Genomic DNA, 25,126 nt, shown 5'->3' with positions numbered 1-25,126 from the left:
CCTTATTTAAAACTGACTTTTGCCTGCATGGCAGTTTGGCCATCGACATGTTCAATCCAGAGTTCACCGTCTTGCTCTTGAATATCGCCACAGACATAAAACTCATTAAAATCAAAAACAGGTTTAACTGCACGGAATTCGAAACTCTTGACCTGTTTGTCTGGGTATTCCTGTGTTAGGAAGTGTAATAACAGGGTGGCAAGCAAAGGCCCATGTACCACTAGACCCGGATAACCTTCTATTTGGGTACAATAAGAACGATCGTAATGAATCTTGTGACCATTAAAGGTCAATGCTGAATAACGGAATAAAGTCGGGGTGGTCACGGGATAACTTTTTTTATAGCTATAGTTTTTGGCAGGCAGCTCAGATTTTTCAGGCGCTTTGGGCTTTTCTGATGCTTGTGTAGAACCTTTATTTTGCAGATTACTGGTTGCTTCGCGGTAGACAATATCGTGTTCTTCCACAATCGCCAGCACATCATCGGCATAAATTGAATGCTGCACCGTCACAAAATATAAATCACCACTACGACCTTGCTTAAATTCAACTTTTAAAATTTCAGATTCGCGGCGCAGTTGCTGATTGACACAAATGGGTGAGTGAAACTTTAAGCGACCACCTGCCCACATCCGTTTTGGAAAAGGAATTGGCGGTAAAAAACTACCTTTGTGTGGATGTCCATCTTCAGCAAGTTCAGACTGGTTGACGACTGGCAAGAAATATAACCAATGAAATAAAAGTGGAAGTTCATCAATTGGTTGTCCATATTGATTGAGTAACGCTTGCATCATGCCTATCGGTTTATCATTACAAACATCATGATAGACTTCTTTTTTACCAATCCATGCTTCAAAATTATTCATTTTATTGATCCTGTAAAGTCCTTTACTCAACCGAAGCCTGTAACACCTGCTCGGCACGACGAATCACCGGCAAATCGATCATTTTGCCATCCAGACTAATGGCTTGACCTTGTGCTGCATTCACTGCATCAAGCACACGTTTGGCCCAGTCAACTTCGGCTGTACTTGGATGAAACACCTGATTCACCTGCTCAACTTGCAAGGGATGGATACAGAGTTTGCCTGCAAAACCTAAATTTTTGGCCTGCGTGGTTTCAAGTTTTAACAGTTCATCATTTTTAATATCGACTGTGACACCGTCAATCGGTGCTTCGATATTGGCTAGTTTAGACGCCAGCACAATTTCATTACGGAAATAGACCAGTTCTGCGTAGCCGCCATTCATGCCCATTTCCAGTTGGAAATCAATTGAACCAAACATCAAGGCTTTGACATACGCCGTTTTAGCAATGTCACGAACTTGCGCCAAACCAAGCGGCGTTTCAATGAGAGGGTAGACATCCACTGCTTTCACTTGTGTTACGGCTTCAACATCGGCTGGTGCCTCAGTTTTAGGCAGCACAATAGCAGAAACATTTGCATATTTGAGTAACGAAAGATCATCGTTAAACCATTGGGTTTGTCGAGAATTGACACGTAACATAACGACTTGATCAGGATGAGCTGCGAGCCAATCTGACAATAACTCACGTGCCTGAATTTTAAGTTCGACTGGAACAGCATCTTCAAGATCAATAATGACTGCGTCACTGCTTGCATTCAGCGCTTTTTCAAAGCGCTCAACACGGTTAGCAGGAACAAATAGAAACGAACGAGGTGTAGTTTTCATCAATTGTTCCCCTTGATCTTAGAATGAACGAGGTAAACCAAGCAAATGTTCAGACACATAACTTAAAATGAGATTGGTTGAAATTGGCGCAACCTGATACAAACGGGTTTCACGGAACTTACGTTCAATATCATATTCGTTGGCAAAGCCGAATCCACCGTGAGTTTGTAAGCAGGCATTGGCTGCTTCCCAACTGGCTTTAGCTGCAAGATATTTCGCCATATTGGCCTCTGCACCACATTTTTGATGGGCATCGAACAGTTCACAAGCGCGGAAACGCATCAGGTTTGCTGCTTCAATTTCAACAAAAGATTCAGCCAGTGGAAATTGTACACCCTGATTTTGACCAATCGGACGACCAAACACCACGCGGTCATTGGCATATTTCACAGCACGATCCATAAACCAGTAACCATCACCAATACATTCAGCCGCAATTAGCGTACGTTCTGCGTTTAAACCATCCAGAATGTATTTAAAGCCTTTGCCTTCTTCACCAATCAGGTTTTCTTCAGGAATTTCCAGATTTTCAAAGAACAATTCATTGGTTTCATGGTTGACCATGTTTGGAATTGGACGAACAGTCATACCGTGTTTGACTGCTTCCTTCACATCCACCATAAAAATTGACATACCTTCAGATTTTTTCTGAACTTCGGCAAGCGGGGTGGTACGTGCCAATAAAATCATCCAGTCACTGTGCTGAATACGAGAGATCCAGACTTTTTGACCATTGACCACATATTTATCGCCTTTTTTCACCGCAGTCGTGCGAATCTTGGTGGTGTCTGTACCGGCTGTAGGTTCAGTCACACCCATGGATTGTAAACGCCATTCACCACTAGCAATCTTTGGTAAATACAATTCTTTTTGCGCTTTTGAACCATGACGTAGCAACGTTCCCATGTTATACATCTGACCATGGCAAGCACCCGCATTACCGCCCGAACGGTTAATTTCTTCCATCACCACGGTTGCTTCGGCAAGACCTAAACCTGAACCGCCGTATTCTTCAGGAATCATGGCCGCTAACCAGCCTGCATGGGTAAGTGCATCCACAAATTCTTCTGGATAGCTTTTTTCTTCATCAATTTTACGATGATATTCGTCAGGGAATTGCGCACATAAGGCACGCACTGCTTCACGAATTTCAGAAAAATTATCGATAGTTGATTTCATGGGATGTCCTTATCAAAATGGAGCGTTTTAATGATCATATATTGTTATTGTTAAATTATTAAAATAGAATAATTTGATGGGTGTAATCTCAAAAGAGCATTGATATGGATATTAAGCAGTTAAGGGCATTTCTGACCATTTCAGAGACACGCAACATCACCAAAGCAGCAGCAATGCTGAATATTGTACAACCTGCGGTTTCTCGTCAAATTCATTTACTTGAGGAAGAACTTGGGGTTGAACTGTTTGAGCGTGGACGACACGGTATGAGTTTGACGCAGGAAGGTAAAGTTCTAGAAGACTATGCTCGACGCGCCTTAAAAGAAATTGAAGCTGCAAAAATGGAACTGACCTCAAAAGATGGGGCGCTTAAAGGCACGGTACATATTGGAATCTTAGCCAGTTTAAGTGAATTACTCTCAGTGGCTTTAATGCGGGTCATGAAAAAGAAGTTTCCTGACGTGAACCTAAAAATATCGGTGGGTTACTCAGGACATTTGAAAGAATGGCTAGAGGCAGGAGAGATTGATTTAGCCTTACTTTATGATTCTGTACCATCAAAGTTTATTGATAGTCATCAGATTGTGGCAGAACAATTATGGTTAATCGGACCTTATTCCTCTGATTTACATCAGTCTAAAGCTGTTGAATTAGCTGAAATTTCAGAATTACCTTTAATTTTGCCTTATTCGCCACATCAACTGCGGTTTTTAATTGATCATGGTTTTCAAATTGAGAAATTAGATTTAAAAATAGCGGCTGAAATTAATGATCTCAATGTACAAAAACAATTGGTGAAAGAGGGGCTAGGTTATACCATTTTACCTTTGGTCGCTGTAAAAAGTGATTTGCAGCAAAAGACCATCAAAGTCGCCCCTATCCAACATACAGAATTTTCACGAAACATCGCCATCGCATTACCCAACACCCGACATATTTCCAAGCTCGTGCATGTAATTGCAGGAGAAACATTTAATTGCTGCAAAATTGCGATTGAAACCAAAGCATGGCTCGGTGGTTCATGGATTTCTGATCGTTAAAGAAAATACCAGTACGTTTAAATAACTTTAATTTAAATAAATTTAGATATGGTAGTTAAAACTCTCAGTTGGACTCTGGGAGTTTTTTATTGCTTATATTTTATTCTGATCAGTTCCATCAGTTTAAATGATCGAATAATGAATAAATTTAATAAAAATAAATCAATAAAAAACAATAAATTATTTAATTTTAAAAGACCTTTATTTTTGAACTGACTTTTTTTCGCATTGTTTAATCAAACTGGCTTTGTTAACTATTACGCAAAATGATGGTTTAGGTAGAACTAGCTAGGGCTAACTGGTTCTAAACATGTAAATGGCTAAGGAGAAGCCAAATGAGTATCGATCAGGCGGTTGATAAAAAATTAAATGCGAATCTGGATCAGAAAACACGCATTAAGTCTATTTTGGGCGGTTCAGCAGGTAATCTAGTCGAATGGTATGACTGGTTTGCCTACAGTATGTTCACTTTATATTTCGCAAAATCTTTCTTCCCAGCAGGTAACCAGACCGTTGAGTTGCTTCAAGCAGCAGCGGTTTTTGCGGTTGGTTTCTTGATGCGCCCCATTGGCGCATGGATGATGGGTATCTTTGCAGACCGTAAGGGACGTAAAGCAGGTTTAACACTCTCTGTTACCTTGATGTGTATCGGTTCAATCCTGATTGCGATTGCACCAACGTATCAACAGATTGGGGTGATGGCTCCTGTTATTTTAATTATTGCACGATTGATCCAAGGCTTGAGTGTCGGTGGAGAATATGGTGCAAGCGCGACCTATTTGAGTGAAATGGCAGGAAAAAACCGACGTGGTTTTTTCTCAAGTTTCCAGTATATGACCATTATGGCTGGTCAGCTTCTGGCACTTGCAACTTTAATCATCTTGCAACAAGTGTTAACTGAAGCGCAATTGTACGAGTGGGGCTGGCGTATTCCATTCTTTGTCGGTTCAATTTTAGCATTGTCTGTCTTTATTATCCGTCGCGGTATGGTAGAGACTCAATCTTTCAAAAACGCGACGCAAGAAGTCAAATCAAGTGCATTTGCATTGTTTAAACATCATCCCAAAGAAGCATTAGGTGTTTTATTCTTAACTGCGGGTGGTACGATTTCATTCTATGCTTATACCACTTATATGCAAAAATTCATGGTGAATACGACTGGCTTTTCTAAAGAAGTCGCGACGATGGTTTCTGCTGTCACTATCTTTATCTTCATGCTTGCACAACCCGTGATGGGTTCTATTTCTGATAAAGTTGGTCGTAGAGCCGTCATGATCTTTTTTGGTATCGGTGGCGTTTTATTCACTTATCCAATTTTTAGTACTATCGCAACGACATCAAGTCCTGTGATTGCAGGTTTATTGATTCTGTTTGGTATGATGTTCTTATCTGGCTATACCTCAACCAGTGCAGTCATTAAATCTGAAATGTTCCCCGCTCATATCCGTGCGCTTGGTGTGGCACTTCCTTATGCGATTGCCAATACGATTTTTGGTGGTACATCAGAACTTGTGGCGCTACAGTTTAAAAACATCGGCCACGAAAATTTCTACTTTATCTATGTAACGGTGATGTGTGCGATCTGTCTGGTGTATTTCTTCCGCATGAAAGATCAACAAAAACATAGCCGCATTCTGGAAGATTAAATCAACTGTATAAATGATTTAATTTGCAAGAGAGGGGAAAGTAATTTTCCCCTCTTTTTTATTGAATAAAATCCAGAAATCAGTCACAAGAATACAAATCTTCAGCTTTAGCTATCCATTACAATTAATGCAGTTCGGCATATAAGTACCACTATGCAAGTATTTGAATCAGCAAAAGGTTTATGGTCTGCAATCCTCCAACAATTTCGTTGGGAGAGTCATACGCCCAAGCGTACACTGGATGAAATTGAAATTTTATGTTCAGTATTCCTTGCTATTTTATTTGCTCATTACTTTGGCGCAGAAAATATTGGATGGGCAGCCTTTAGTGGTTATATGGTATTGCGTTCACACATTGTCGATACCTGTATTCGTGGAATGCTGAGAATTTTGGGAACGGTAGTTGGCGCTTTATTGGCATGTTGGATTGAACTTTATATTTCTAAAAGCCTGTGGATGAACAGTCTGGTTTTGTCTTTTTTTGCTGCATTTTCGCTATATTTTGCCATGACTACACGGTATGGCTATGCATGGCTGTTTTTTGGTCTGACTTTTGCGATGGTGATTATTGATGGGTTAATGTATCCCTTTGTCGATATGAGCCAATTTGCCAAAACCCGAAGTATTGAAGTGATGGCGGGCACTGTAGCCTGTATGCTGGTTAGTCTCTTTTTTACCTACCTGATTCGTCCAAGATTTTCCTTAACGGCCAATAAAAGTGGTTTGGTCGAAATCGCAAAGTTTGAGGGTTACAGAAAACTGACGCTCATTCATACCGCACAAGCTGCTTTGGCAATTGCAGTCGTGCCTTTTTTAATTCAGTACTTTTCGGTAGATTTACTGACTCAAACCGCGATTACGATCTTAGCGGTTCTGATGATTCCGCTACCAGGGTTAAATAATAAAAAGTTGATATCAATGAGAAATTTATATCGATTATTTGGCTGTTTGTTGGGTGCTGGGTTGGCATTTATATTATTACCTTTGAGCGCGATAAATTATGCTTTTGCTGCATTGGCAATTGCACTTGGAATTGTTATTGGGCGGCATATTGAAAATAGTGGACAGAGTTTTGCCTATATAGGAACCCAATTTTCTTTGGTATATATCGTCGTGATGGTGCCTGATCAACTTAGTTTACTGAGCATGGATAATGGCTGGATTCGTTTGGCGGGCATTTTGTTAGGTATTATTCTCATTGAATTAACCCGACTGGTCTTTGTGCCGTTACAACATTGGTTGCTACAGGAACGTTTGCATTCTGAGTAAATGGTTAACGTCAAACGTCTTGGTGAAAACAGATTTAAAAAACCAATATTTGAAATTATAGCGTTTGAAAAAAAGCTCAACTTAAAAATGTTTAATTTTATAGAAATGGCTTTAATCCAATTTAGAATTTATAGAGGAATAGGCGAAAGCTAAAATAGCAGCTAAAAAAATAACCCTTTGTAGCAAACAAAGGGTTATTTCGATATTTGGCGGAAGCGGTGAGATTCGAACTCACGGAGGACTCACACCCTCGTCGGTTTTCAAGACCGGTGCATTAAACCGCTCTGCCACGCTTCCAATGGCGGCTATCATATAAATAAAAGCGTGTTTTGGCAAATTATTTCATCAAAAAAAAGAGTGAAAGCTCAAAATTAAAGCAATATCGTGGTGGCGAGGTTTTTTATTGTGATTTTATGGGGTTTGGTTTTTTAAACTTTACAAACCAGATCCCTGCTTAGAGTGATAGAGCTGGGTCAATGCTTAACTGAGAGGTTATTTATTTTATATTCTTTAACCAGAAAACTAGAGCTTATTTCTATCTTTTCAATTGTATATTTGCATAATTATCGATATATTTCTGAAAACATATTGAAAAAAGGCAATCATCATGTCGACTCATCACACAAAAAAAATAATAATTTCAATGCTATTCAGTTGTAGCGTAGGCTTAGCTATCCAAGCCCATGCAGCCAATGATGTCACTGTATATGCCGCTGCAAGTTTAACCAATGCAATTACAGATTTAGAAAAAGCGTTTGAAAAGCAAACTAAAATTGAAGTTAAAACGTCTTATGCAGGTTCTTCAACTTTAGCCAAACAAATCGAAGCTGGCGCACCTGCTGATGTATTTATCTCGGCAGATGAACAATGGATGAATTATCTGCAAAATAAAAAACTGATTGTGTCTAATCAGCGTATTAATTTATTGGGCAACAAACTGGTTTTGATTGCACCTAAAAATTCGACAATCAACACTATTAAGATGGATAAAAATGTCGATCCAAGTACAGCTTTTCAAGGGAAATGGTGTACAGGAGATACCAAAAGCGTTCCAGTCGGAAAATATGGAAAACAGGCACTTACTTCACTCGGATGGTGGCAAAAACTTCAGCCCAAATTAGTTGAAACAGAGGATGTTAGAGCTGCTTTAAATTTTGTTGCGCGTGGTGAATGTCAATTAGGTATTGTCTATGCAACTGATGCTGCCATTAGTAAAGATGTCAAAGTTGTGGGAGTATTTCCTGAAAATACCCACGCACCGATTATTTATCCTTTAGGCCTCATCAAAAATAACCCATCCGCCGTAAAATTTTATCAATTTTTACAGACAAAACAGGCAAATACCGTTTTTAAACAATACGGTTTTACTGTGTTATTACCAGCTAAATAATGTTTTTTTCTCTTTCGGCAGAGGAGCTTGAGGTTCTCAAGTTATCTTGTCAGGTGGCTGCTTTTAGTTTATTGGTGAATTTAATTCCAGCTTTATTTGTGGGCTGGTTATTGGCACGAAAAGAATTTTGGGGAAAATCTCTATTTGAGACTTTGGTTTTTTTGCCATTGGTTTTACCGCCTGTTGTTCCTGGATATCTGCTACTACAGGTTTTTGGTAACAATGGCATATTGGGACAGTATCTGAATGCTTGGGGTTTAAGTTTAGCTTTTAACTGGAAAGGCGCTGTTTTGGCTGCCGCAGTGATGGGTTTTCCCTTATTTGTACAGTCGATTCGGCTTGCGATTGAACTGGTTGATCAACGTCTGGAAATGGCGGCTAAAACATTAGGTGCATCGGGATTGGGCACATTTTTTAGCATCACTTTGCCATTAGCCAGTAGTGGGATTTTAGTAGGTGCAATTTTATGTTTTTGTCGTAGTTTGGGGGAGTTTGGTGCGACGATTACCTTTGTCGGTAATATTGCAGGTGAAACCCGAACTTTGCCTTTGGCAATGTATAGTCTAATGCAACAACCTGATACTGAACATCAAGTTTGGCGTTTGATTATTCTTTCTTTGAGCGTTGCTTTTTTTACGTTGTGGTTTGCGCAATGGTTTCATCGTTATCAAAAAAACAAGCGAGGCTAGAACAACGATGTTGAATTGTCATATCCAGTTGCAACTTGGAAAGTTTAGCCTAGATCAGACTTTTCAGTCGGATCAGCGTGTGATTGGTTTATTTGGCGCATCGGGTTCAGGTAAAACCAGTATTTTACATGCGATAGCTGGTCTTCATACACCAAAGGCAGGCTGGATTAGAGTGCAGGAGCATACATGGTTTGATGCTTCGCAAAAGATTAATTTAAGCACTCAACAACGCCGTGTGGGATTGGTATTTCAGGATGCCCAGTTGTTTCCGCATATGAATGTCAAAAAAAATCTATGCTTCGGGTTGAGGCGAATTGCACCTGAAAAAAGATATTTTAAAGAAGATTATATTGTTGACTTATTAAAGCTTGATCATCTGTTGAATCGTATGCCTGCTAAACTATCTGGTGGAGAAAAGCAGCGTGTCGCATTGGGGCGAGCTTTGCTGTATTCGCCGCAACTTTTATTATTAGATGAGCCTTTATCCGCTTTGGATGCAGCCCATAAAGCTGAAATTATTCCTTTTTTTCAAAAAATTAAACAGGAAATTCATATTCCGATGCTGTATGTCAGTCATGATATTAATGAGATTCAGCAATTAACAGACAGTATTTGGTATCTGTAAATACTCGATTTCATTCTTAAGTCCCTTTTATTTCTCCGTATGGAAAAAAAATAAACAGGGTTTAAACGATAATGAAAGAAGTCAATTGTTCTAAATGAACTTTTATCTTTTTTCCATAAAGAAAGGCAAAATGTTTATTTTTGCCTTTCTTGGAAAATTTAGACAACTGATTAATCAACGATTTCAATCGCAATCGCAGTTGCTTCGCCTCCACCAATACACAGCGCTGCAATACCTTTGCGTTTGCCCAGTCGTTTTAGCGCATGAATCAAAGTTACGATAATGCGTGAACCTGATGAACCCAATGGATGACCCAATGCACAAGCACCGCCATTGATATTGACTTTTTCAGGATCGAGTTTAAATGCATCAATCGCTGCCATGGTTACCATAGCGAAAGCTTCATTGATTTCCCATAAATCGACGTCTTCGGCAGACCAGCCGACTTTCTTGAGTAATTTTTCAATCGCACCTACGGGAGCAATCGTAAATTCTTCAGGTAATTGGGAATTGGTTGTATAAGCTTTGATCTCAGCCAAAACCTTTAGACCGCGCTGCTTGGCTTCCTGTTCAGAAGTAATCAGCAGTGCCGATGCACCATCGCTAATGGAGCTTGAGTTTGCAGCAGTAATGGTGCCATCTTTGGCAAATGCAGGTCGTAGGGTGGGAATTTTATCGATTTTGGCATTGCCCGGATTTTCATCGGTATCAACCACAATGTCACCTTGGCGAGTAGTGACCGTAACAGGCACAATCTCAGCTTCAAAATAGCCTTCCTGTATTGCTTTTTGTGCGCGAGTCAAAGAGCGAATTGCAAATTCATCCATTTGTTCTCGTGTATAGCTTTTCTTATCTGCCATGTCCTGTGCAAAGGAACCCATTGCACGTCCTGTATACGCATCTTCCAAACCATCCATAAACATATGATCGATGACTTGACCATGCCCCATGCGATAACCTGTACGGGCTTTCGGCAATAAATAAGGGGCATTGCTCATGGATTCCATACCACCCACCACAGCAATTTTAATACTGTCTGCTTTAATGGCATCGCTTGCCTGCATGGCAGCTTTCATACCAGAACCACAGACTTTGTTGATCGTAGTAGCACCGACATGATCAGGTAAGCCCGCTTTACGCATGGCTTGACGTGCAGGGCCTTGTTTAACGCCCGCAGGAAGTACGCACCCCATAATGACTTCGTCAATTTCATCGACGGGAATATTCGTCTGTTTGAGAGCAGCTTGAATGGCAACAGCCCCCAGATCAGGCGCACTTAAACCAGAAAGGCTGCCTTGAAAGCTGCCCATTGGTGTACGTGTAGCAGCGACGATCACAATTTTTGTCATGAAATGATTCCTTATAGTATCAGTTTAGCTTATAAGCTTGAACTTCATTATGATTGATTAAAATACGGGTGGGGTATAAGTCAAAGTTTGTCCTAATATCCACAATAAAAAAAGCACTAAAGGTAAATGTACAACCAATTGTGTCACGGTAAAACCAATCACATCCTTAGGTTTGAGTTTTAAAATACCGAGCATCGGTAACATAAAAAATGGATTGATTAAGTTGGGTAATGCTTCTGCTGCATTATAAATTTGTACCGACCAACCCAGATGATATTTCAAATCGTTGGCTGCTTGCATCACATAAGGTGCTTCGATAATCCATTTGCCACCGCCTGATGGTACAAAAAAGCCTAAAATGGCAGAATAAATTCCCATGACCACAGCAAAGGTATCATGCGAGGCAATTGAGACAAAAAAGTGTGCAATATAATGTGAAAGCGATAAATCTTGAGCATTGACCGCTTGAGTCATCATATAGGCAATACTGCCATACAGTGGAAACTGAATCAGCACTCCTGAAACCGCAGGAACCGCTTTACTGACTGCATTTAGAAAATTGCGTGGTGTGCCGTGTAATGCCAGACCAAGCATCAGGAAAATAAAGTTATAAGTATTGAGACTAGAAATCGCAATAATTGGATTGTTTTTAGAAAACTCCAAAATCATCCAGATTAAGCCTAAAGCCACCACTAAAATGGTCAGGATCGGTGAATTTTCTAACCAATCTCCCGGACGTTTCGATTTCGTTTGCTCCAGTTCCTGTTTTTCTTCTTCGTCAAAGTTCAGATTGAAATCTTGCATGGTTTTGACATTCTGACCTTTGGGTGCAGACAGGTAGGCAATGACAATCGAAACAATGATCAATATGGCAGTCATCACAATCGATTGCCACAAAAATATAGTTTCCGTAAACGGAATGACACCGGTCAGATTATAAATAGACTCAGGCAAACTGGCTTTATTGGCCTGTAATTGAGCCGCAGAAGAACTAATCCCCAGCGCCCATGTTGCTCCCATACCAATAATCGCTGCGGCCGCCGCCGCCCGATAATCCATATTGAGTTCTTTACGTTTGGCGAGGGCGATCACCAAAAGTGCAGTTAAGATGGTACTAATGGCCCAATTGACCAAAGAAATGAGCAAACTGACAGTGGCAACTAGCACAATGGCACTGCGTCCCGAATGTGGGATTCTGGCCATCTTCTGGATCAGTTTTCTCATAGGGCGCGATACGGAAACGACATAGCCCACAATAATTAGCATGGTCATTTGTAAGGTAAATGGAATCAGGCTCCAAAATCCATTGCCAAAAGAACTTGCGACTTCTTTGACTGGTGCGCCAATGAACAGTGCAGCAGTAGCCACAATAATCACGCCAAGTAATGCAAAAATATATGAGTCAGGAAACCATTTTTCTGACCAGTTACTAATACTAATCGCAAACCGTTCTAAAATTGCAGGTTGTTTATTCATGATCAAATTCCATCTGATATTAAAGGTGATCATTCATCCAAAAGTGATCACCGCTTTTTTCTAATTCACTTTGTATATGCCAGTATTTCGTTTAAAAGAATATTTAGATTGCTAGGGTCGTAATGAGTTTGACACCCGAGGCAGCCTGAATTTTCTCAACTGTTACACCATCTGCAAGTTCAATTAGTTCGATACCCTCAGCAGTAATATCCATCACGCCTAAGTCGGTAATGACACGATGTACTACAGCCTGACCTGTCAGCGGCAAACTGCATTCAGATACAATTTTCGGCGTACCATCTTTGGCACAATGTTCCATGAGTACCACCACACGTTGTACACCCACGACCAAATCCATTGCGCCGCCCATGCCTTTGACCTTTTTACCCGGAATCATCCAGTTGGCAAGATCACCTTTTTCAGAGACTTCCATTGCACCCAAAATCGCAATGTTGACATGTCCACCACGGATCATGGCAAAAGATTCACTACTGGAAAAAAATGCAGCGCCCGCACGTGCGGTGACCGTTTGTTTACCTGCATTGATTAAATCTGCATCCACCGTTTGTTCGGTTGGAAATTCTCCAATGCCCAATAAACCATTTTCGGACTGAAGCCAGACATCAACATTTTCTGGGATATAATTAGCGACCAGTGTGGGTAAGCCAATACCAAGATTGACATAAAAACCATCTTGTAATTCTTTGGCGGCACGTTGTGCCATTTGTTCACGTGTCCATGCCATGATTATGCTTCCTGTGCTTTTAGGGTTTTTTGCTCAATTCGTTTTTCTGGGTGCGCATTAAGTACAATACGTTGTACAAAAATACCTGCCAGATGGATTTCATCAGGATCTAACTCACCAATTTCCACCACTTGTTCAACTTCCGCGATGGTAATTTTTCCTGCCATCGCACATTCGGGATTGAAGTTACGTGCCGTTTTATGGAAAATCAAATTACCTGCTTTGTCCGCTTTATACGCTTTGACCAATGCAATATCAGCGGTTAAAGAAGGCTCCAAAATATAAGGTTTACCATCAAAATCGCGCTGTTCTTTGCCTTCTGCGATGAGCGTTCCAACACCAGTTTGAGTATAAAATGCTGGGATGCCTGCGCCGCCTGCGCGAAGTTTTTCTGCCAAAGTTCCTTGCGGCGTCAGTTCAACCTCAAGCTCACCATTAAGATATTGGCGTTCAAATTCTTTATTTTCACCGACATAAGACGAAATCATTTTTTTGATTTGTTTTGTTTGAAGTAAAATTCCCAAACCAAAATCATCTACACCTGCATTATTGGAAATACAGGTTAAACCAGTAACTTGGGTTTGTTTTAATGCATTGATCAGTGCTTCTGGAATACCACATAAACCAAAACCACCCACAGCAAGAGTCTGATTATTCTTAACAATATCCTGTAATGCGAGTTCTGCACTTGCATACACTTTATTCATTGTATTTACTCAACGTCCCTATGTTTTCTTATTATTAACATCTGTAATTTATTTAAGGAAGTTGAAAATTTTAAAGGATTAATGAGAAAAATTAATGAATCTGTTTAATGTGCGAATATCGTTTTTTGATCGTTGATTTTCTATGGCTACTAAAATTGAAGGATTTTTTCGTAAGGATAACTTGAAAGTGTCTGAATGAATTCGCTGGAAATATTTGAAAGTTCAGTGTCTTTTTTATAAATAATACCGACCGCTTGGTGTACCTGACTATTTTCAATTTCCAGTAACACATTATACTCTTTATCGATCGAATGTTGAAAATGGCGTGGAATTGCACTGACTCCAATGCCTAAAGCCACAAAACTTGAGAAAGTACTAATCTGGTGACACTCAACTTTTAAATCAAGCACCAGACCTAAGCGTGAGGCGTTTTGTTCAAGGAGGTAACGCACGATTGAAGGGTGTTGTAAGGTAATAAATGGATTGGCATATAATTCCTGCCAAGTGATGCTTTTTTTACTGGCTAGCGGATGTGTTTTGGGAATGAGTGCTAAAAAATCTTCATCAAATAAAGCTTTAAATTCCAACTGTTCATTTAGAATTGGCTGAAAGCAAATTCCAAGTTCAAAAATTCCGTCCAATACATTTTCAATAATTTTTTCATTGGGAATATCATGAATTGAAAAATTTAAATTAGGGTGGGCATTTGAAAAAGTCTGAATGACTTCGGGTAAAATTGCATGGGTAACAAAGGGCATTGAAGCAATATTTAAAGTACCGCGATTAAGTTTAAAACGTTGTTTTACATCATTTTCCATGTCTTCCCAGTTTGCCAGTAACTTTCTAGCATAAGGGATCAAAGATTTTCCTTCCTGAGTGAGTTCGACACGGCGAGTATTACGCTTAAATAGCTTTCCACCCAATTCCTCTTCTAATGATTTGATACTCAAACTCAAGGCGGACTGACTTAAATGAAGCTCAGTCGATGCATTGGCATAATTCAGAGTACGAGCCAGTGCCAAAAAAGCTTTGAGTTGCTTGAGCGTCATTTATAGATTCCATCCTAATCAAAAGTTTTTGATTTTAAAGAAAAATTATATCTAACTCTACGATTGATATACTTGTTTTTTTGTAAAATTAAATCAAGCTCAGTTTTATATTAAAAAAACAGTTTTTTAAAATGTGGCTGAAATGATCCAAATCAAAATATTAAAAGCAGAATTTTTTCATTAAATAGACTTCTTTCATAATTTTTAAACTCTCTTTATTTTTCTCCTATAGGAAGAAATAAAAGGGACTTATGAAAGAAAACTAATAATTAATGAGTTTTATTAAATAATTCATTTGTTTTTTAAATAAATAGATAAGTCGTTTTACTTAAATAAAAATCTTATATTTCAATGTTTAAATTTTTATTTAACAGTCTTTTAAATAATATTCTTGTATTTCGTAAAAATATTGATATTTTAAAATAAATATAAAATCTTATTTGCTAAGTATATTTAATGGCTCATTTTGGACAAATTGTATTTATTTATTATTAGGCAAACTGTTATCAAATATTAGGCACAATATTTGAGTTAAACCTAATCTATATTCTTCATAATGGAGTAAGAAAGAATATGTGGGATTTATTTGTTATTCTGCTGTCTTTAGTCTTACTGATGTACACCGCTTATCGCGGGTTTTCAGTCATCCTGATGGCACCGTTATGTGCATTATTGGCGGTTTTTTTAATCAATCCAAGTAATGTCTTGCCTTTTTACTCAGGCGTTTTCATGCCGAAAATGGTCAACTTTATCGAGGATTATTTTCTGGTATTTTTACTCGGTGCAATTTTTGGCAAAGTGGTTGAAATGTCAGGGATCGCTGAGTCGATTGCAAAAACTATTGTGAATTTGATTGGTGCAAAAAAAGCAATCTTGACCGTGGTGATCCTCGGCGCAATTTTGACCTATAGTGGTGTCAGTTTATTCGTAGCTGTATTTGCGATTTATCCATTTGCCAATCAATTATTTCAGCAAGCTAACATCCCTAAACGTCTAATTCCCGGCACGATTGCACTTGGTGCATTTACCTTTACCATGGACGCGCTACCGGGTACGCCACAAATTCAAAACGTGATACCAACCACTTTCTTTGGAACCAATATTTATGCTGCTCCATTTTTAGGGATTATTGGTGCGATTTTTGTATTGAGTACAGGTTTGTTATACCTAGAGTGGCGTCGACGTGTGGCTGCTCAAGCAGGGGAAGGCTATGCAGGTTTTGTCTCAGATAATTCTGCAAATAGTGTTGATTCTGATGTAAATCTTGTACAGGAAAATGCGCATGATAATGGTTCGGTTATTCGTCAGATTCTAGCCTTCGTTCCTTTAGTGTTAGTTGCTGTGATGAATAAATATTTATCGACAGCAATTAAAACATGGTACCCAAACGGTTTTGATTTTAATGCAATTGGTCTTGCAAATTATACGGTTGATGTTGCAAAAACGGGTGCGATCTGGGCGGTCGGTTTGGCACTGATGGTTGGGATTATCGCGGCTATCTTATTTGATTATGGTCGTGTGGCGAGCCAATTTAAAGAAGGTGTAAATGCCAGTATTGGCGGTTCGCTTTTGGCTGTCATGAACACCGCGTCCGAATATGGTTTCGGTGCGATTATTGCGGCTTTACCCGGTTTTGCTTTAGTGAGTCATGCATTGGGAACGGCATTTACTAATCCTTTGGTGAATGGTGCGGTGACCACAACTGTATTGGCAGGGATTACAGGTTCAGCATCAGGCGGGATGAGTATCGCTTTGAGTGCGATGGCAGAGCAGTATAATGCTGCTATTTTGGCTGCGGGTATTCCGCCCGAAGTGATGCATCGTATTGTGGCAATGGCATCGGGCGGCATGGACACACTTCCACACAATGGCGCAGTCATTACCTTACTCGCTGTAACAGGTTTAACACATAAGCAATCTTATAAAGATATTTTTGCAGTTACGATCATTAAAACAGTTGCAGTATTTGTGGCGATAGCTGCATTTACATGGTTCGGAATTGTGTAATTTTTTGATCAAAATAAGCTATGAACTTGTTTTGGTTTAAAAAACCAAGGCATTTTATAAATGAGGCAGGAGAAAGAACGTGACAAAACAACTCGATGGTAAGGTGGCTTTTATTACAGGTTCTGCGAGCGGAATTGGTCTGGAAATTGCGAAAAAATTTGCATTGGAAGGTGCAAAAGTAGTTATTTCAGATATGAATGCGCAAAAATGTGAAGAAGCTGCACAACAGCTCAAAAGCGAAGGTTTTACTGCTATTTCGGCGCCTTGTGATGTGACCAATGAACAAGCCTATCAAGCTGCAATTGAACTAACACAAGAAACATTCGGAACACTGGATATTTTAATTAATAATGCAGGGTTTCAACATGTGGCAGCAATTGAGGAATTCCCAACTGAAGTTTATCAAAAACTGATTGCGGTGATGCTAACAGGTTCATTTATCGGCATTAAACATGCTTTTCCAATTATGAAAGCACAAAAATCAGGTCGTATTATCAATATGGCATCGATTAATGGCTTGATCGGTTTTGCAGGTAAAGCAGGCTATAACAGCGCTAAGCATGGTGTGATTGGCTTAACCAAAGTCGCTGCACTCGAATGTGCACGTGATGGTATTACAGTAAATGCTTTGTGTCCTGGCTATGTGGATACACCTTTGGTTCGTGGGCAAATTGCAGATTTGGCTAAAACGCGAAATGTGAGTGAAACCAGTGCGTTGGAAGATGTGATTTTGGCGATGGTGCCGCAAAAACGCCTTCTTAGTGTTGAGGAAATTGCCGATTATGCGATTTTCTTGTGCAGTGATAAGGCAGGTGGAGTGACAGGACAAGCTGTAGTGATGGATGGCGGATATACTGCTCAGTAGTTTGTTCTGATAAAAAAGACCACGATGTGTGGTCTTTTTTATGACTTGTGTTTTGCATTTTAAATTTTCTCGGGTTCAGGTCGCCGCCAAACCCAGATAAAAACGAGCAGCATGCATACAATACATACAAGGTTAAACCAGAAATGAGGTACATGAAGTATCAAGATGCTGCTAGCAAGTGTCATACTAACAGCCATCATATATTTTGATTTTCTGGAAACCTGACGCTGATCTTGCCAGTTACGAATCATGGGACCAAATAATTTATGCTGGTAAAACCATCGATGTAATCTGGAAGAGCCTTTTCCTGCAAAAAAAGCTGCGAGTAATACAAACTCAACTGTAGGTAAACCCGGAACAAACAAACCAATCACACCAATACTCAGGCTCAAGCAAGACAGACCTATAAATACAATTCTTAAAAAGCTGGATTTAGATAAGCTTTCATGATGTATATTTTTAGATGTAGTGAGCTCGATCTGATCATGATTTAGGTGATCAGAGGTTGAGGGCAACTTGGACGGATGGGTGGGTACTGACATTTTACTGATCTGTATTTGCTGTGGTTAACAGCGATGCAAAGCGGGCAAAACCATCCATTGCACCTTGCACGACCTGATCTTGTTCAGTTTGACTTAAACCTGCATCATCGAGTGCCTGAACAAAGCGTTTCCAGACTTTTGCTCTGCCTTCAGGATAAGCCGCCAGATTTCGTGCGCCAAATTCTTCAGAAAGTTCCAGCTTGGTTTTGGCTTCCTTAAATAAAAACGCAGCTCCGAGCGTTGAACCTTCAGAAACGTAAATCCAGCCTAGCGCTTCAAGTGCATTGGCATCCTGACTCGCGATATTAAGATCTGTAGGTGAAACTCCTAAATCTTGTAAATCTTTAAACGCTGCGTCTGAGCGACCACGAACATCCAGATCAGGAATAAAATCAATGATTTCTGGATATTTAAATAAATCCTCAACATCACGCTGAAAATAATATTGAGCCAGTGTAAATTTTGCATAATGCATCCGACTTGCAAAAACATCTGCCTGAGCCATTAAGTGATGCATATGTTCATGTTCTGCTGCTGTTTCAGTTTTTAAGCGAAGTGATAGTGCCGAACTTATATGATGTTGAATGTCTGTTTTGCCAACGGATTGGTTCATATCGTTACCTAAATAAAGATGTATATTTGCGGAGTAAATAAAGGTCTATATACGCTATGACGAAGGAGGATAGAAAAAGACGCAATAAGGAATGCAGCTTTTTTATAGAAAATATCGTTCAGAAATAGTTTACAATAATCACATTAATAAATGATAATAATTCTTGTTTATATTATTCATTCAATATTTTGCTATGGATCAATCTTTCTCCCCAACTGCACAGAAACAATTCATTCATGAAATGTATCTGGATCATCATGATTGGCTTCAAAAGTGGCTTAGCTATCGCATTCGTTATCCTTTTAATGCAGCCGATCTGGTGCAAGATACTTTTGTTAAGTTATTACAAACTCGGCAAAAACTACTCGGAATTCAGGAACCAAGAGCTTATTTAGTCAATGTTGCCAAAAATGTACTGATTGATAAGCATCGACGTTATGTATTAGAGCAAAGCTATCTGGAAACTCTGGCAGGGGAGTTACAACTTCAAGAGATTGAATTATCAAATAATCAACTTGAAGAAGTGGTACAAATTTTAGATTTTTTAACAATCGCTTTAAACGAAAGCCCAGTATTTGCAAGAAAAGCTTTTCTGATGTATTACTTTGAAGGTTACAATCAAAGTGAAATCGCTAAACGGATTGGTAAATCTTTAAGGACGACGCAATCTTATTTAGCAGATTGTCTAAATCTATGTCTTGAAGCGCGAGAACAGTTGCTTGAGTCGGAACATGACTGACCCAAAAAAATTACAAAAAGAATTATCTTTATGGATTATTCGTTTAAACACAGATGATCCGATTGAACGTTCTCAAGCTCAAGTCGAATTTGAGCATTGGCAACGACAGCATCCCGAATATCATGATCAATTCGATAAAATTAGTCGCTTTTCTGACGAATTAAAACAACTTCAGGAAACACACCGTATTCATAGCCAGACCTTGCAAAAGTCGCTAAAACACACTCAACAAAGTCAACAACAGCTAAAAAAGGCTTTTGGTCGTGGGATATTGGGCATTGGTTTTATTGGGCTATTCAGTATTTTGACCTACCATTATTTTCCCTATGCTTATTACACCGCAGATTATAAAACTGCAACGGGAAGTATGCAGTCATTTGTACTTAAAGATGGTTCAAAAATTACGCTAGGAGCTAAATCTGCCATCAAATTGCATTTTAATTCACAGATACGTCAGGTTGAACTGGTTCAGGGTGAGATTTATGTGGATGTCGCAAAAGACAAACATCGGCCATTCATCGTGCAATCAAAGCAAGCCGATTACAAGGCATTAGGAACACGATTTATTGTGCATCAAAATCGTGAAAACAGCAGTATTAGCATGTTGCATTCAAGTGTTGAAGCAAGTGCGAAGCAGGTCAATCAACGTCAGCGTGTACATGCTGGTGAAAAGGTACAAGCTGACGCGCATGGCTTTGGACCGATTCAACCGATTGCAATTCAATCTACTGAATTTGCATGGCAACACAACCAGATTTTAGCCAATAATCTGGCTTTACCTGATTTACTAGAACGTCTAAATCGACAGCATCACGTTTATTTTATTTATCGCGCATCTGTACTTGAGTCATTCAAAGTCAACGGGGTGATTGATGCCCAACAGGATGTGGAGCAAACCTTAAGCTTAATCAAAGCTCAATATCCACAATTAAATATTCAAAAAATAGGAAGTCATGTTTTTATTATTCAGTTTGAAAGTTAGAAAATAACGACAAATTGCGTGTTTTTGGATGGTGGTGCGTCATATAGGGAAGAACAGCAATTATTTGCTAATTGGCTTGGTTAATGATTATCATTTATATGGGGCTATCGTTTTAATGCACATTTTATCTTCCCAATATTCCCTACAAAAAATAGCGTTGGCCGTTTCTCTGGCAATTTCTGTCAGTTGCGTTTCAGCCCCTATATACGCTGCAAATAGCAATAGTTCTGCGTACTTTCAAGTGGAGCGTGGTTCTCTGACTCAGGCACTCAATAGCGTTGCATTGCAAGCCAATGTTTCATTACTGATGGATGCAAAGAAAACCAATCGTTACCAAGTAAATGCGATAAAAGGCAATTACACCGTTGAGCAAGCATTTGCCAGATTGATTGAACATACACCGTTTCAGATGATGAAATCATCGGCAGGTTACTTATTGGTGGATAAGAAACTAGAGCATGAACAGTCTGATGAAAAAAATGTGGGGACTTCAAGTGCCATAAAAAAAGGGCAACTGAATTCATCTTCAATTTTCAATCAGGATAATCATCAGTTATACCAAATGCCAACCCTTTCTACGCAGGCAGAAAATTCAGATACGGTTCAGTTTGGGCAAAGCGTTTTAAATCAGACCGCGATTGATCGTTATCAGGCCAATAATGTTGCACAACTATTAGACACCATGCCAGGAGTATCTTCGGCTGGCTCTCCTAGACCCGGCGGACAAACGATTAATATTCTGGGTATGGGAGGAGTTGAAGATGTTCCCATTACACTGGATGATTCGGTCAAATCTTTTGATAAATATCGACAAGGGTCAGTCTTTATTGAACCTGAAATTTTAAAACGGGTCACGGTCGATAAAGGTCCGCATAATGTTGAAGTTGGTAATGGCGGTTTTGGCGGAAAGGTGACACTGGAAACCAGAGATGCGCAAGATCTATTAAAACAAAATAAAGATGTCGGCGCATTTCTAAAGTATTCGCGATTTAGTAATAACCAACAAAATACTTATACGGGTGCAGTGTATGGAAAAACTGAAAATAATCTGTTGGATGGGCTGTTTTACTATACCAAACGCGATAGCGGTAATGTAGAGCGTCCAGATGGAACCTCTTTTTTATATTCAGCTCAGGAACAGGACACATATTTAGCAAAACTGAATATTCGTCCAGATGAAAGCCAAAAGATTTCTTTCAATGCCATGCAAAGTAGCCATACAGGCTGGGAACCTTTTGCTGCAATGCGTGATCAGGATGCTGTTCCGAGTGCCGCAGATATTGCAAAGTATGGCTATGACGAAGCGTGGAAACGCCGTTTAGTCTATCGTGACCAAAAAGATACAAGCTATTCCGCTGGTTATGAGTTCAATCCTGCTGCGAATCCTTATATTAATTTCAAAGCAAATTTTTCTTATTCAAAAACCAAACAACATGATAAACGTTTGGAAGGGGTTTCTTTTTCAGCGGCCAATCTTGGCGATGAAAGCTGGGTGAACTATACCAATACAGCACTAAAACTTTTAAATATCAGTGATATTGATACGGCGTATGGTACACATAAGCTAAAAATCGGGGCACAATATTAAAAGATGAAGCAAAACTCTTTGATGCTGGTTCGCTCTTATCTGAATAATCCTCAATATAATTACGGACTCTATCAACCGAATTATATGCCCGCAGGTGATCAGCAAATGTATAGCGCATTTGTTGAAGACCAATATCAAATTGGGGCAGTCACGATTACGCCGTCTTTACGTTATGACAATATTATCAATCAGGGTTATGGCAATCTGGCTCCACGTTATAGCACGGCTGAAGCAGGTCATGATTATTCAGAAAAAAGTTATACAGGCTGGTCACCCCGTTTAGCGTTGGCATGGAAACAGGCAGATTACCTCACGTGGTTTGCTAATATTAGCAAAACATGGCGTGCGCCACGTGTTGATGAACAATATTATAATGATGGTCCAAGTTCTACGGTATCTGCGACCAGTCTGTATTTGCGTCCCGAAAAAATGTTGGCGATAAGACTTGGCAATGAAATGAATTTTGATCAGCTTTTGACAGATGATGATCATTTACAGATCCGTCTTAGCTATTATCATAACCGCGGTTCAGACGAAATTTTTCGTAATCGTTCAGTTTTCTGTCAGGCACAAGCCGAGATTATTGCACAGGGTGGAAGTGCGAATGCCAGTGTTTGTAATGGCCAATATGATCATGGTTTTTACAGAAATATTACTGATTACACCATCAAAGCTTATGAAGCAGAGCTATTTTATAATCAGCCCACCTATTTTGCAGGTTTAACTTATTCTTATGTGCGCGGTCAACGTGATAATTCTCCTGTTAATCCGTGGTTTAATCAAAAAACATGGATTGAACAAATACCTCCACGCAAGGCGACAGCTACGCTAGGTGTCAATGTTCCTGAACATGATTTGACCATGGGCTGGCGTGGAATTTTTGTAGACGCGCAAACCAGAAGTATTTTAAATACAGATCATTCAATTGGGGCTTCTGGTTTTTCATTGCCTCGTACTAAAGGCTATGCTTTGCACGGTATTTTTATCGATTGGCAGCCAGTCGGTGAAAATGGCCCTCAGTTGAATTTCTCTATTGATAACCTGTTTAATCGTGACTACAAAATGTATCTGGGAGAATATATGACAGGTACTGGACGTGACTTTAAGTTGAGTATCTCTCAGCGTTTTTAAAATTAAGTAATGAATGGTTTGAGAAAGAAAGCAACGGGTTTTCTTTCTCTTTTGTGGGTTCAACTGAAACTTAAAGCACCATAAAATTAGCTGTACTTCGTGCCAGCATTTTATGATTTTGCCATGCTTCACTTTCGATATTTAAAATAGATTTACCTTGCTTTACAAAGCGGCATTTGGTCTGCACGACACCGACCTGACATGGGCGTAGAAAATCTACTGTCAGATTAATCGTGGTGGCAGGTTGTCGATCATTCGCCAGAAATGCAAATAAGCCCATCACATCATCCAACATTGCGCAAATCATACCCCCTTCAACTGTACCTCTAGGGTTGGTAAAACTTTCTAATGCGACATAATCAATTTCAAGTTGCTGCGCTTGATCGTTCCATTGAATATGATGCCCGCCTAGCAAATAGTGAATAGGAGGAAGTTTGTCAGTCATATCCATTTTTTATTTTCCCTAAATTGAAGTAGGCTCCCGATGATTTAGAGCCTATCAGTGTTATTTAAATTTCCACGTATAATCAATATTGATACGGGTTTCGTTCACAGGTTTGATATTGGCGTTGGCCGACATGTTATTGTCATAGATGGCATAACGTGCGCGAAGTCCCAGATTTTTGAGCCAACCGTTTTGAATGGTATAGCCCAGATCAAAATCAGTTTCTCGTTCTTTTAAATTGGTTCCACCCAGATTGGGTGCATAAATATTACGACCCATGGTATAGCGTGTCATAAAGTGTAAACCCGGAACATAATCTTTAAAGTCATATTCATAGCGGAAACTATAAGCTTGTTCTTTGGGATTGAGAAACTCGCCTGGCCATGTATCAATCAGTAGTCCTGTTTCTCCACCACTTAAATAAGGAAACGCAGTTTCACCATGATGCTGAAACGTTCCAAAAATAAATTTATGATTTTGATGCTTCAGTTCAAAATGCGCATGATATAAGTCATTATCGACTAAGCCTGCTTTTGCATTGCCTTCATCACGACTTCGATAATAATGTAAATAACTACTCAATCGTGTGGTTGGGTTGATCTCCCATTTGTGTAAAAAACCTGTTGTCCATTGATCATAAAGATTATTCACATCCAGATAGAATAAACCTAAACGTAAACTTGGATTGACATTGTAATACCCGCCTGCATAGTACAATCCATCGGTTTCAGCATTTTTAAAACGTCCATTCACCGCTGAAATTCTGATATTCTCAAAATTAGTCGAATCACGTTGATTCACTTTATCAATATAAGCAGCCTGTAATTCAAAATCTTTTAAATCTTTAGATTCTAGTGAAATTCCACGATAAGTTTGTGGTAACAAACGGGCAGGAGAAGCGACTAAAACAGGATTCATCGGTCTAAGCGTTCCTATTTTAAGTTCAGTCTGACTAATTTTAGCTTTACCCGTGACACCGATTTCACCGTAACTTGATGCGGGTTCATTGGTGGCAGTGTCTCGCGGTAGATTTCCAGTTCCTGCATATTTGGCACTGGCATCCAGCTTAAAACCAGCGGTGGCGAGAATATCCAGACCAAAGCCCACTGTTCCTTCCGTATAGCCTGAATTTGCCTTGAAAATAAAGCCTTGTGTCCAGTCCTTCGCTGCTGGATATTTGGAAAGCTCCTGATAATCGCGGTCAAAATAAAAGTTGCGTGTAGTCAGTTCTACACTGCTGTTATCGACAAAACTTCCCGCAAATATAGAACCAGAAAACATAAGCGTGGAATACACCCATAATTTAGACATAGCATTTCATCCTGAAATATCATTGTTGTTTTAAGCAAGACCTG

At 39.5% G+C, this 25,126-nt stretch carries 22 protein-coding genes, 1 tRNA gene and 1 pseudogene; 11 read left to right on the top strand and 13 right to left on the bottom strand.

All coding sequences use genetic code 11. The features are described 5' to 3' along the window. Positions 1 to 2 precede the first annotated feature (2 nt). The 3 genes from F944_RS04110 to F944_RS04100 are packed head-to-tail and all read right to left on the bottom strand — an operon-like array spanning position 3 to position 2,874. Positions 3 to 866 carry an HTD2 family dehydratase gene (locus F944_RS04110; RefSeq protein WP_004987234.1) on the bottom strand — a complete coding sequence of 288 codons (864 nt, stop codon included), beginning with the start codon at positions 864 to 866 and terminating at the stop codon, positions 3 to 5. A gap of 22 nt (positions 867 to 888) precedes the next feature. Next, positions 889 to 1,695: an HpcH/HpaI aldolase/citrate lyase family protein gene (locus F944_RS04105; protein WP_004987232.1), complete on the bottom strand. Its 807-nt coding sequence runs from the start codon at positions 1,693 to 1,695 to the stop codon at positions 889 to 891. An 18-nt stretch (positions 1,696 to 1,713) separates the two neighbouring features. Next, positions 1,714 to 2,874: an acyl-CoA dehydrogenase family protein gene (locus F944_RS04100; protein WP_004987230.1), complete on the bottom strand. Its 1,161-nt coding sequence runs from the start codon at positions 2,872 to 2,874 to the stop codon at positions 1,714 to 1,716. A 104-nt stretch (positions 2,875 to 2,978) separates the two neighbouring features. Between F944_RS04100 and F944_RS04095 the strand changes: the two genes are divergently transcribed. From F944_RS04095 to F944_RS04085, 3 genes are all read left to right on the top strand, one after another. Then, positions 2,979 to 3,914, top strand: coding sequence for a LysR substrate-binding domain-containing protein (locus F944_RS04095; protein ID WP_004987227.1), 936 nt, complete (start codon positions 2,979 to 2,981; stop codon positions 3,912 to 3,914). A gap of 335 nt (positions 3,915 to 4,249) precedes the next feature. Then, complete coding sequence (locus F944_RS04090; protein ID WP_004987226.1) at positions 4,250 to 5,560, top strand: MFS transporter; 1,311 nt, start codon at positions 4,250 to 4,252, stop codon at positions 5,558 to 5,560. A 153-nt stretch (positions 5,561 to 5,713) separates the two neighbouring features. Then, positions 5,714 to 6,829 (top strand): FUSC family protein, encoded by a 1,116-nt coding sequence (locus F944_RS04085; RefSeq protein WP_004987225.1) that lies wholly within the window; start codon positions 5,714 to 5,716, stop codon positions 6,827 to 6,829. Positions 6,830 to 7,036: 207 nt separating this feature from the next. On the opposite strand, the gene F944_RS04080 is transcribed toward F944_RS04085, so the two are convergent. Further along, positions 7,037 to 7,126, bottom strand: a tRNA-Ser gene (locus F944_RS04080). A 346-nt stretch (positions 7,127 to 7,472) separates the two neighbouring features. On the opposite strand from F944_RS04080, the gene modA reads away from it, so the two are divergent. The 3 genes from modA to modC are packed head-to-tail and all read left to right on the top strand — an operon-like array spanning position 7,473 to position 9,533. After that, entirely contained in the window at positions 7,473 to 8,219 is a 747-nt protein-coding gene (modA, locus tag F944_RS04075; protein ID WP_010588858.1) for a molybdate ABC transporter substrate-binding protein, read from the top strand. Next, positions 8,219 to 8,908: a molybdate ABC transporter permease subunit gene (gene modB, locus F944_RS04070; RefSeq protein WP_004987223.1), complete on the top strand. Its 690-nt coding sequence runs from the start codon at positions 8,219 to 8,221 to the stop codon at positions 8,906 to 8,908. The genes modA and modB overlap by 1 nt, the downstream gene beginning before the upstream one ends. A 7-nt stretch (positions 8,909 to 8,915) precedes the next feature. Then, positions 8,916 to 9,533, top strand: coding sequence for a molybdenum ABC transporter ATP-binding protein (gene modC, locus F944_RS04065; protein WP_004987222.1), 618 nt, complete (start codon positions 8,916 to 8,918; stop codon positions 9,531 to 9,533). A gap of 170 nt (positions 9,534 to 9,703) precedes the next feature. Here the strand turns inward: modC and F944_RS04060 are convergent, their stop codons facing one another. The 5 genes from F944_RS04060 to F944_RS04040 all read right to left on the bottom strand — a co-directional run bounded on the left by F944_RS04060 (position 9,704) and on the right by F944_RS04040 (position 14,859). Beyond that, positions 9,704 to 10,882 (bottom strand): thiolase family protein, encoded by a 1,179-nt coding sequence (locus F944_RS04060; protein ID WP_004987220.1) that lies wholly within the window; start codon positions 10,880 to 10,882, stop codon positions 9,704 to 9,706. A 57-nt stretch (positions 10,883 to 10,939) separates the two neighbouring features. Then, entirely contained in the window at positions 10,940 to 12,358 is a 1,419-nt protein-coding gene (locus F944_RS04055) for a short-chain fatty acid transporter (protein ID WP_004987218.1), read from the bottom strand. Positions 12,359 to 12,461: 103 nt separating this feature from the next. Then, a complete protein-coding gene (locus F944_RS04050; RefSeq protein WP_004987217.1) occupies positions 12,462 to 13,103 on the bottom strand; it encodes a 3-oxoacid CoA-transferase subunit B in 642 nt (213 codons plus the stop codon). 2 nt (positions 13,104 to 13,105) lie between these two features. After that, complete coding sequence (locus F944_RS04045; RefSeq protein WP_004987215.1) at positions 13,106 to 13,810, bottom strand: CoA transferase subunit A; 705 nt, start codon at positions 13,808 to 13,810, stop codon at positions 13,106 to 13,108. A gap of 149 nt (positions 13,811 to 13,959) precedes the next feature. Continuing rightward, on the bottom strand, positions 13,960 to 14,859 hold the full coding sequence (locus F944_RS04040) for a LysR family transcriptional regulator (RefSeq protein ID WP_004987214.1): 900 nt from the start codon (positions 14,857 to 14,859) through the stop codon (positions 13,960 to 13,962). 573 nt (positions 14,860 to 15,432) lie between these two features. Here F944_RS04040 and F944_RS04035 point away from each other — a divergent pair. Both F944_RS04035 and F944_RS04030 read left to right on the top strand, forming a co-directional pair. Next, on the top strand, positions 15,433 to 16,866 hold the full coding sequence (locus F944_RS04035) for a GntP family permease (protein WP_004987212.1): 1,434 nt from the start codon (positions 15,433 to 15,435) through the stop codon (positions 16,864 to 16,866). Positions 16,867 to 16,945: 79 nt separating this feature from the next. Continuing rightward, the gene (locus tag F944_RS04030; protein ID WP_004987210.1) at positions 16,946 to 17,731 is read left to right on the top strand and encodes a 3-hydroxybutyrate dehydrogenase; all 786 of its coding nucleotides are present in this window, start codon (positions 16,946 to 16,948) and stop codon (positions 17,729 to 17,731) included. 59 nt (positions 17,732 to 17,790) lie between these two features. Here the strand turns inward: F944_RS04030 and F944_RS04025 are convergent, their stop codons facing one another. Both F944_RS04025 and F944_RS04020 read right to left on the bottom strand, forming a co-directional pair. Then, the gene (locus F944_RS04025) at positions 17,791 to 18,273 is read right to left on the bottom strand and encodes a YbaN family protein (protein WP_004987204.1); all 483 of its coding nucleotides are present in this window, start codon (positions 18,271 to 18,273) and stop codon (positions 17,791 to 17,793) included. A 1-nt stretch (position 18,274) separates the two neighbouring features. Then, positions 18,275 to 18,886, bottom strand: a complete 612-nt coding sequence (locus F944_RS04020; RefSeq protein WP_004987202.1) for a biliverdin-producing heme oxygenase — start codon at positions 18,884 to 18,886, stop codon at positions 18,275 to 18,277. A gap of 193 nt (positions 18,887 to 19,079) precedes the next feature. Between F944_RS04020 and F944_RS04015 the strand changes: the two genes are divergently transcribed. The 3 genes and pseudogenes from F944_RS04015 to F944_RS04005 all read left to right on the top strand — a co-directional run bounded on the left by F944_RS04015 (position 19,080) and on the right by F944_RS04005 (position 23,326). Continuing rightward, positions 19,080 to 19,625 (top strand): sigma-70 family RNA polymerase sigma factor, encoded by a 546-nt coding sequence (locus F944_RS04015; RefSeq protein ID WP_004987201.1) that lies wholly within the window; start codon positions 19,080 to 19,082, stop codon positions 19,623 to 19,625. After that, on the top strand, positions 19,618 to 20,607 hold the full coding sequence (locus F944_RS04010) for a FecR family protein (protein ID WP_004987200.1): 990 nt from the start codon (positions 19,618 to 19,620) through the stop codon (positions 20,605 to 20,607). The genes F944_RS04015 and F944_RS04010 overlap by 8 nt, the downstream gene beginning before the upstream one ends. 28 nt (positions 20,608 to 20,635) lie before the next feature. Continuing rightward, positions 20,636 to 23,326: pseudogene (locus F944_RS04005) on the top strand (TonB-dependent hemoglobin/transferrin/lactoferrin family receptor). 70 nt (positions 23,327 to 23,396) lie between these two features. On the opposite strand, the gene F944_RS04000 reads toward F944_RS04005, so the two are convergent. Continuing rightward, on the bottom strand, positions 23,397 to 23,777 hold the full coding sequence (locus tag F944_RS04000) for a PaaI family thioesterase (protein ID WP_004987194.1): 381 nt from the start codon (positions 23,775 to 23,777) through the stop codon (positions 23,397 to 23,399). A gap of 54 nt (positions 23,778 to 23,831) precedes the next feature. Continuing rightward, on the bottom strand, positions 23,832 to 25,082 hold the full coding sequence (locus F944_RS03995) for an OprD family porin (RefSeq protein ID WP_004987188.1): 1,251 nt from the start codon (positions 25,080 to 25,082) through the stop codon (positions 23,832 to 23,834). Between the last annotated feature and the right edge of the window lie 44 nt (positions 25,083 to 25,126).

Origin of the sequence: Acinetobacter ursingii DSM 16037 = CIP 107286 (assembly GCF_000368825.1) — a bacterium.
Taxonomy (GTDB): domain Bacteria; phylum Pseudomonadota; class Gammaproteobacteria; order Pseudomonadales; family Moraxellaceae; genus Acinetobacter; species Acinetobacter ursingii.
The sequence above is the reverse complement of the archived record's forward strand: the minus strand, read 5'-3'. Positions and strand labels throughout refer to the sequence as shown.

What these genes read in the sequence shown, in the direction of transcription:
- F944_RS03995 (WP_004987188.1), bottom strand. Translation starts at nt 25,082, where the DNA reads ATGTCTAAATTATGGGTGTATTCCACGCTTATGTTTTCTGGTTCTATA.
- F944_RS04110 (WP_004987234.1), bottom strand. Translation starts at nt 866, where the DNA reads ATGAATAATTTTGAAGCATGGATTGGTAAAAAAGAAGTCTATCATGAT.
- F944_RS04090 (WP_004987226.1), top strand. Translation starts at nt 4,250, where the DNA reads ATGAGTATCGATCAGGCGGTTGATAAAAAATTAAATGCGAATCTGGAT.
- F944_RS04025 (WP_004987204.1), bottom strand. Translation starts at nt 18,273, where the DNA reads ATGTCAGTACCCACCCATCCGTCCAAGTTGCCCTCAACCTCTGATCAC.
- F944_RS04060 (WP_004987220.1), bottom strand. Translation starts at nt 10,882, where the DNA reads ATGACAAAAATTGTGATCGTCGCTGCTACACGTACACCAATGGGCAGC.
- F944_RS04045 (WP_004987215.1), bottom strand. Translation starts at nt 13,810, where the DNA reads ATGAATAAAGTGTATGCAAGTGCAGAACTCGCATTACAGGATATTGTT.
- F944_RS04105 (WP_004987232.1), bottom strand. Translation starts at nt 1,695, where the DNA reads ATGAAAACTACACCTCGTTCGTTTCTATTTGTTCCTGCTAACCGTGTT.
- modB (WP_004987223.1), top strand. Translation starts at nt 8,219, where the DNA reads ATGTTTTTTTCTCTTTCGGCAGAGGAGCTTGAGGTTCTCAAGTTATCT.
- modC (WP_004987222.1), top strand. Translation starts at nt 8,916, where the DNA reads ATGTTGAATTGTCATATCCAGTTGCAACTTGGAAAGTTTAGCCTAGAT.
- F944_RS04000 (WP_004987194.1), bottom strand. Translation starts at nt 23,777, where the DNA reads ATGGATATGACTGACAAACTTCCTCCTATTCACTATTTGCTAGGCGGG.
- F944_RS04035 (WP_004987212.1), top strand. Translation starts at nt 15,433, where the DNA reads ATGTGGGATTTATTTGTTATTCTGCTGTCTTTAGTCTTACTGATGTAC.
- F944_RS04020 (WP_004987202.1), bottom strand. Translation starts at nt 18,886, where the DNA reads ATGAACCAATCCGTTGGCAAAACAGACATTCAACATCATATAAGTTCG.
- modA (WP_010588858.1), top strand. Translation starts at nt 7,473, where the DNA reads ATGCTATTCAGTTGTAGCGTAGGCTTAGCTATCCAAGCCCATGCAGCC.
- F944_RS04040 (WP_004987214.1), bottom strand. Translation starts at nt 14,859, where the DNA reads ATGACGCTCAAGCAACTCAAAGCTTTTTTGGCACTGGCTCGTACTCTG.
- F944_RS04100 (WP_004987230.1), bottom strand. Translation starts at nt 2,874, where the DNA reads ATGAAATCAACTATCGATAATTTTTCTGAAATTCGTGAAGCAGTGCGT.
- F944_RS04050 (WP_004987217.1), bottom strand. Translation starts at nt 13,103, where the DNA reads ATGGCATGGACACGTGAACAAATGGCACAACGTGCCGCCAAAGAATTA.
- F944_RS04010 (WP_004987200.1), top strand. Translation starts at nt 19,618, where the DNA reads ATGACTGACCCAAAAAAATTACAAAAAGAATTATCTTTATGGATTATT.
- F944_RS04015 (WP_004987201.1), top strand. Translation starts at nt 19,080, where the DNA reads ATGGATCAATCTTTCTCCCCAACTGCACAGAAACAATTCATTCATGAA.
- F944_RS04085 (WP_004987225.1), top strand. Translation starts at nt 5,714, where the DNA reads ATGCAAGTATTTGAATCAGCAAAAGGTTTATGGTCTGCAATCCTCCAA.
- F944_RS04095 (WP_004987227.1), top strand. Translation starts at nt 2,979, where the DNA reads ATGGATATTAAGCAGTTAAGGGCATTTCTGACCATTTCAGAGACACGC.
- F944_RS04055 (WP_004987218.1), bottom strand. Translation starts at nt 12,358, where the DNA reads ATGAATAAACAACCTGCAATTTTAGAACGGTTTGCGATTAGTATTAGT.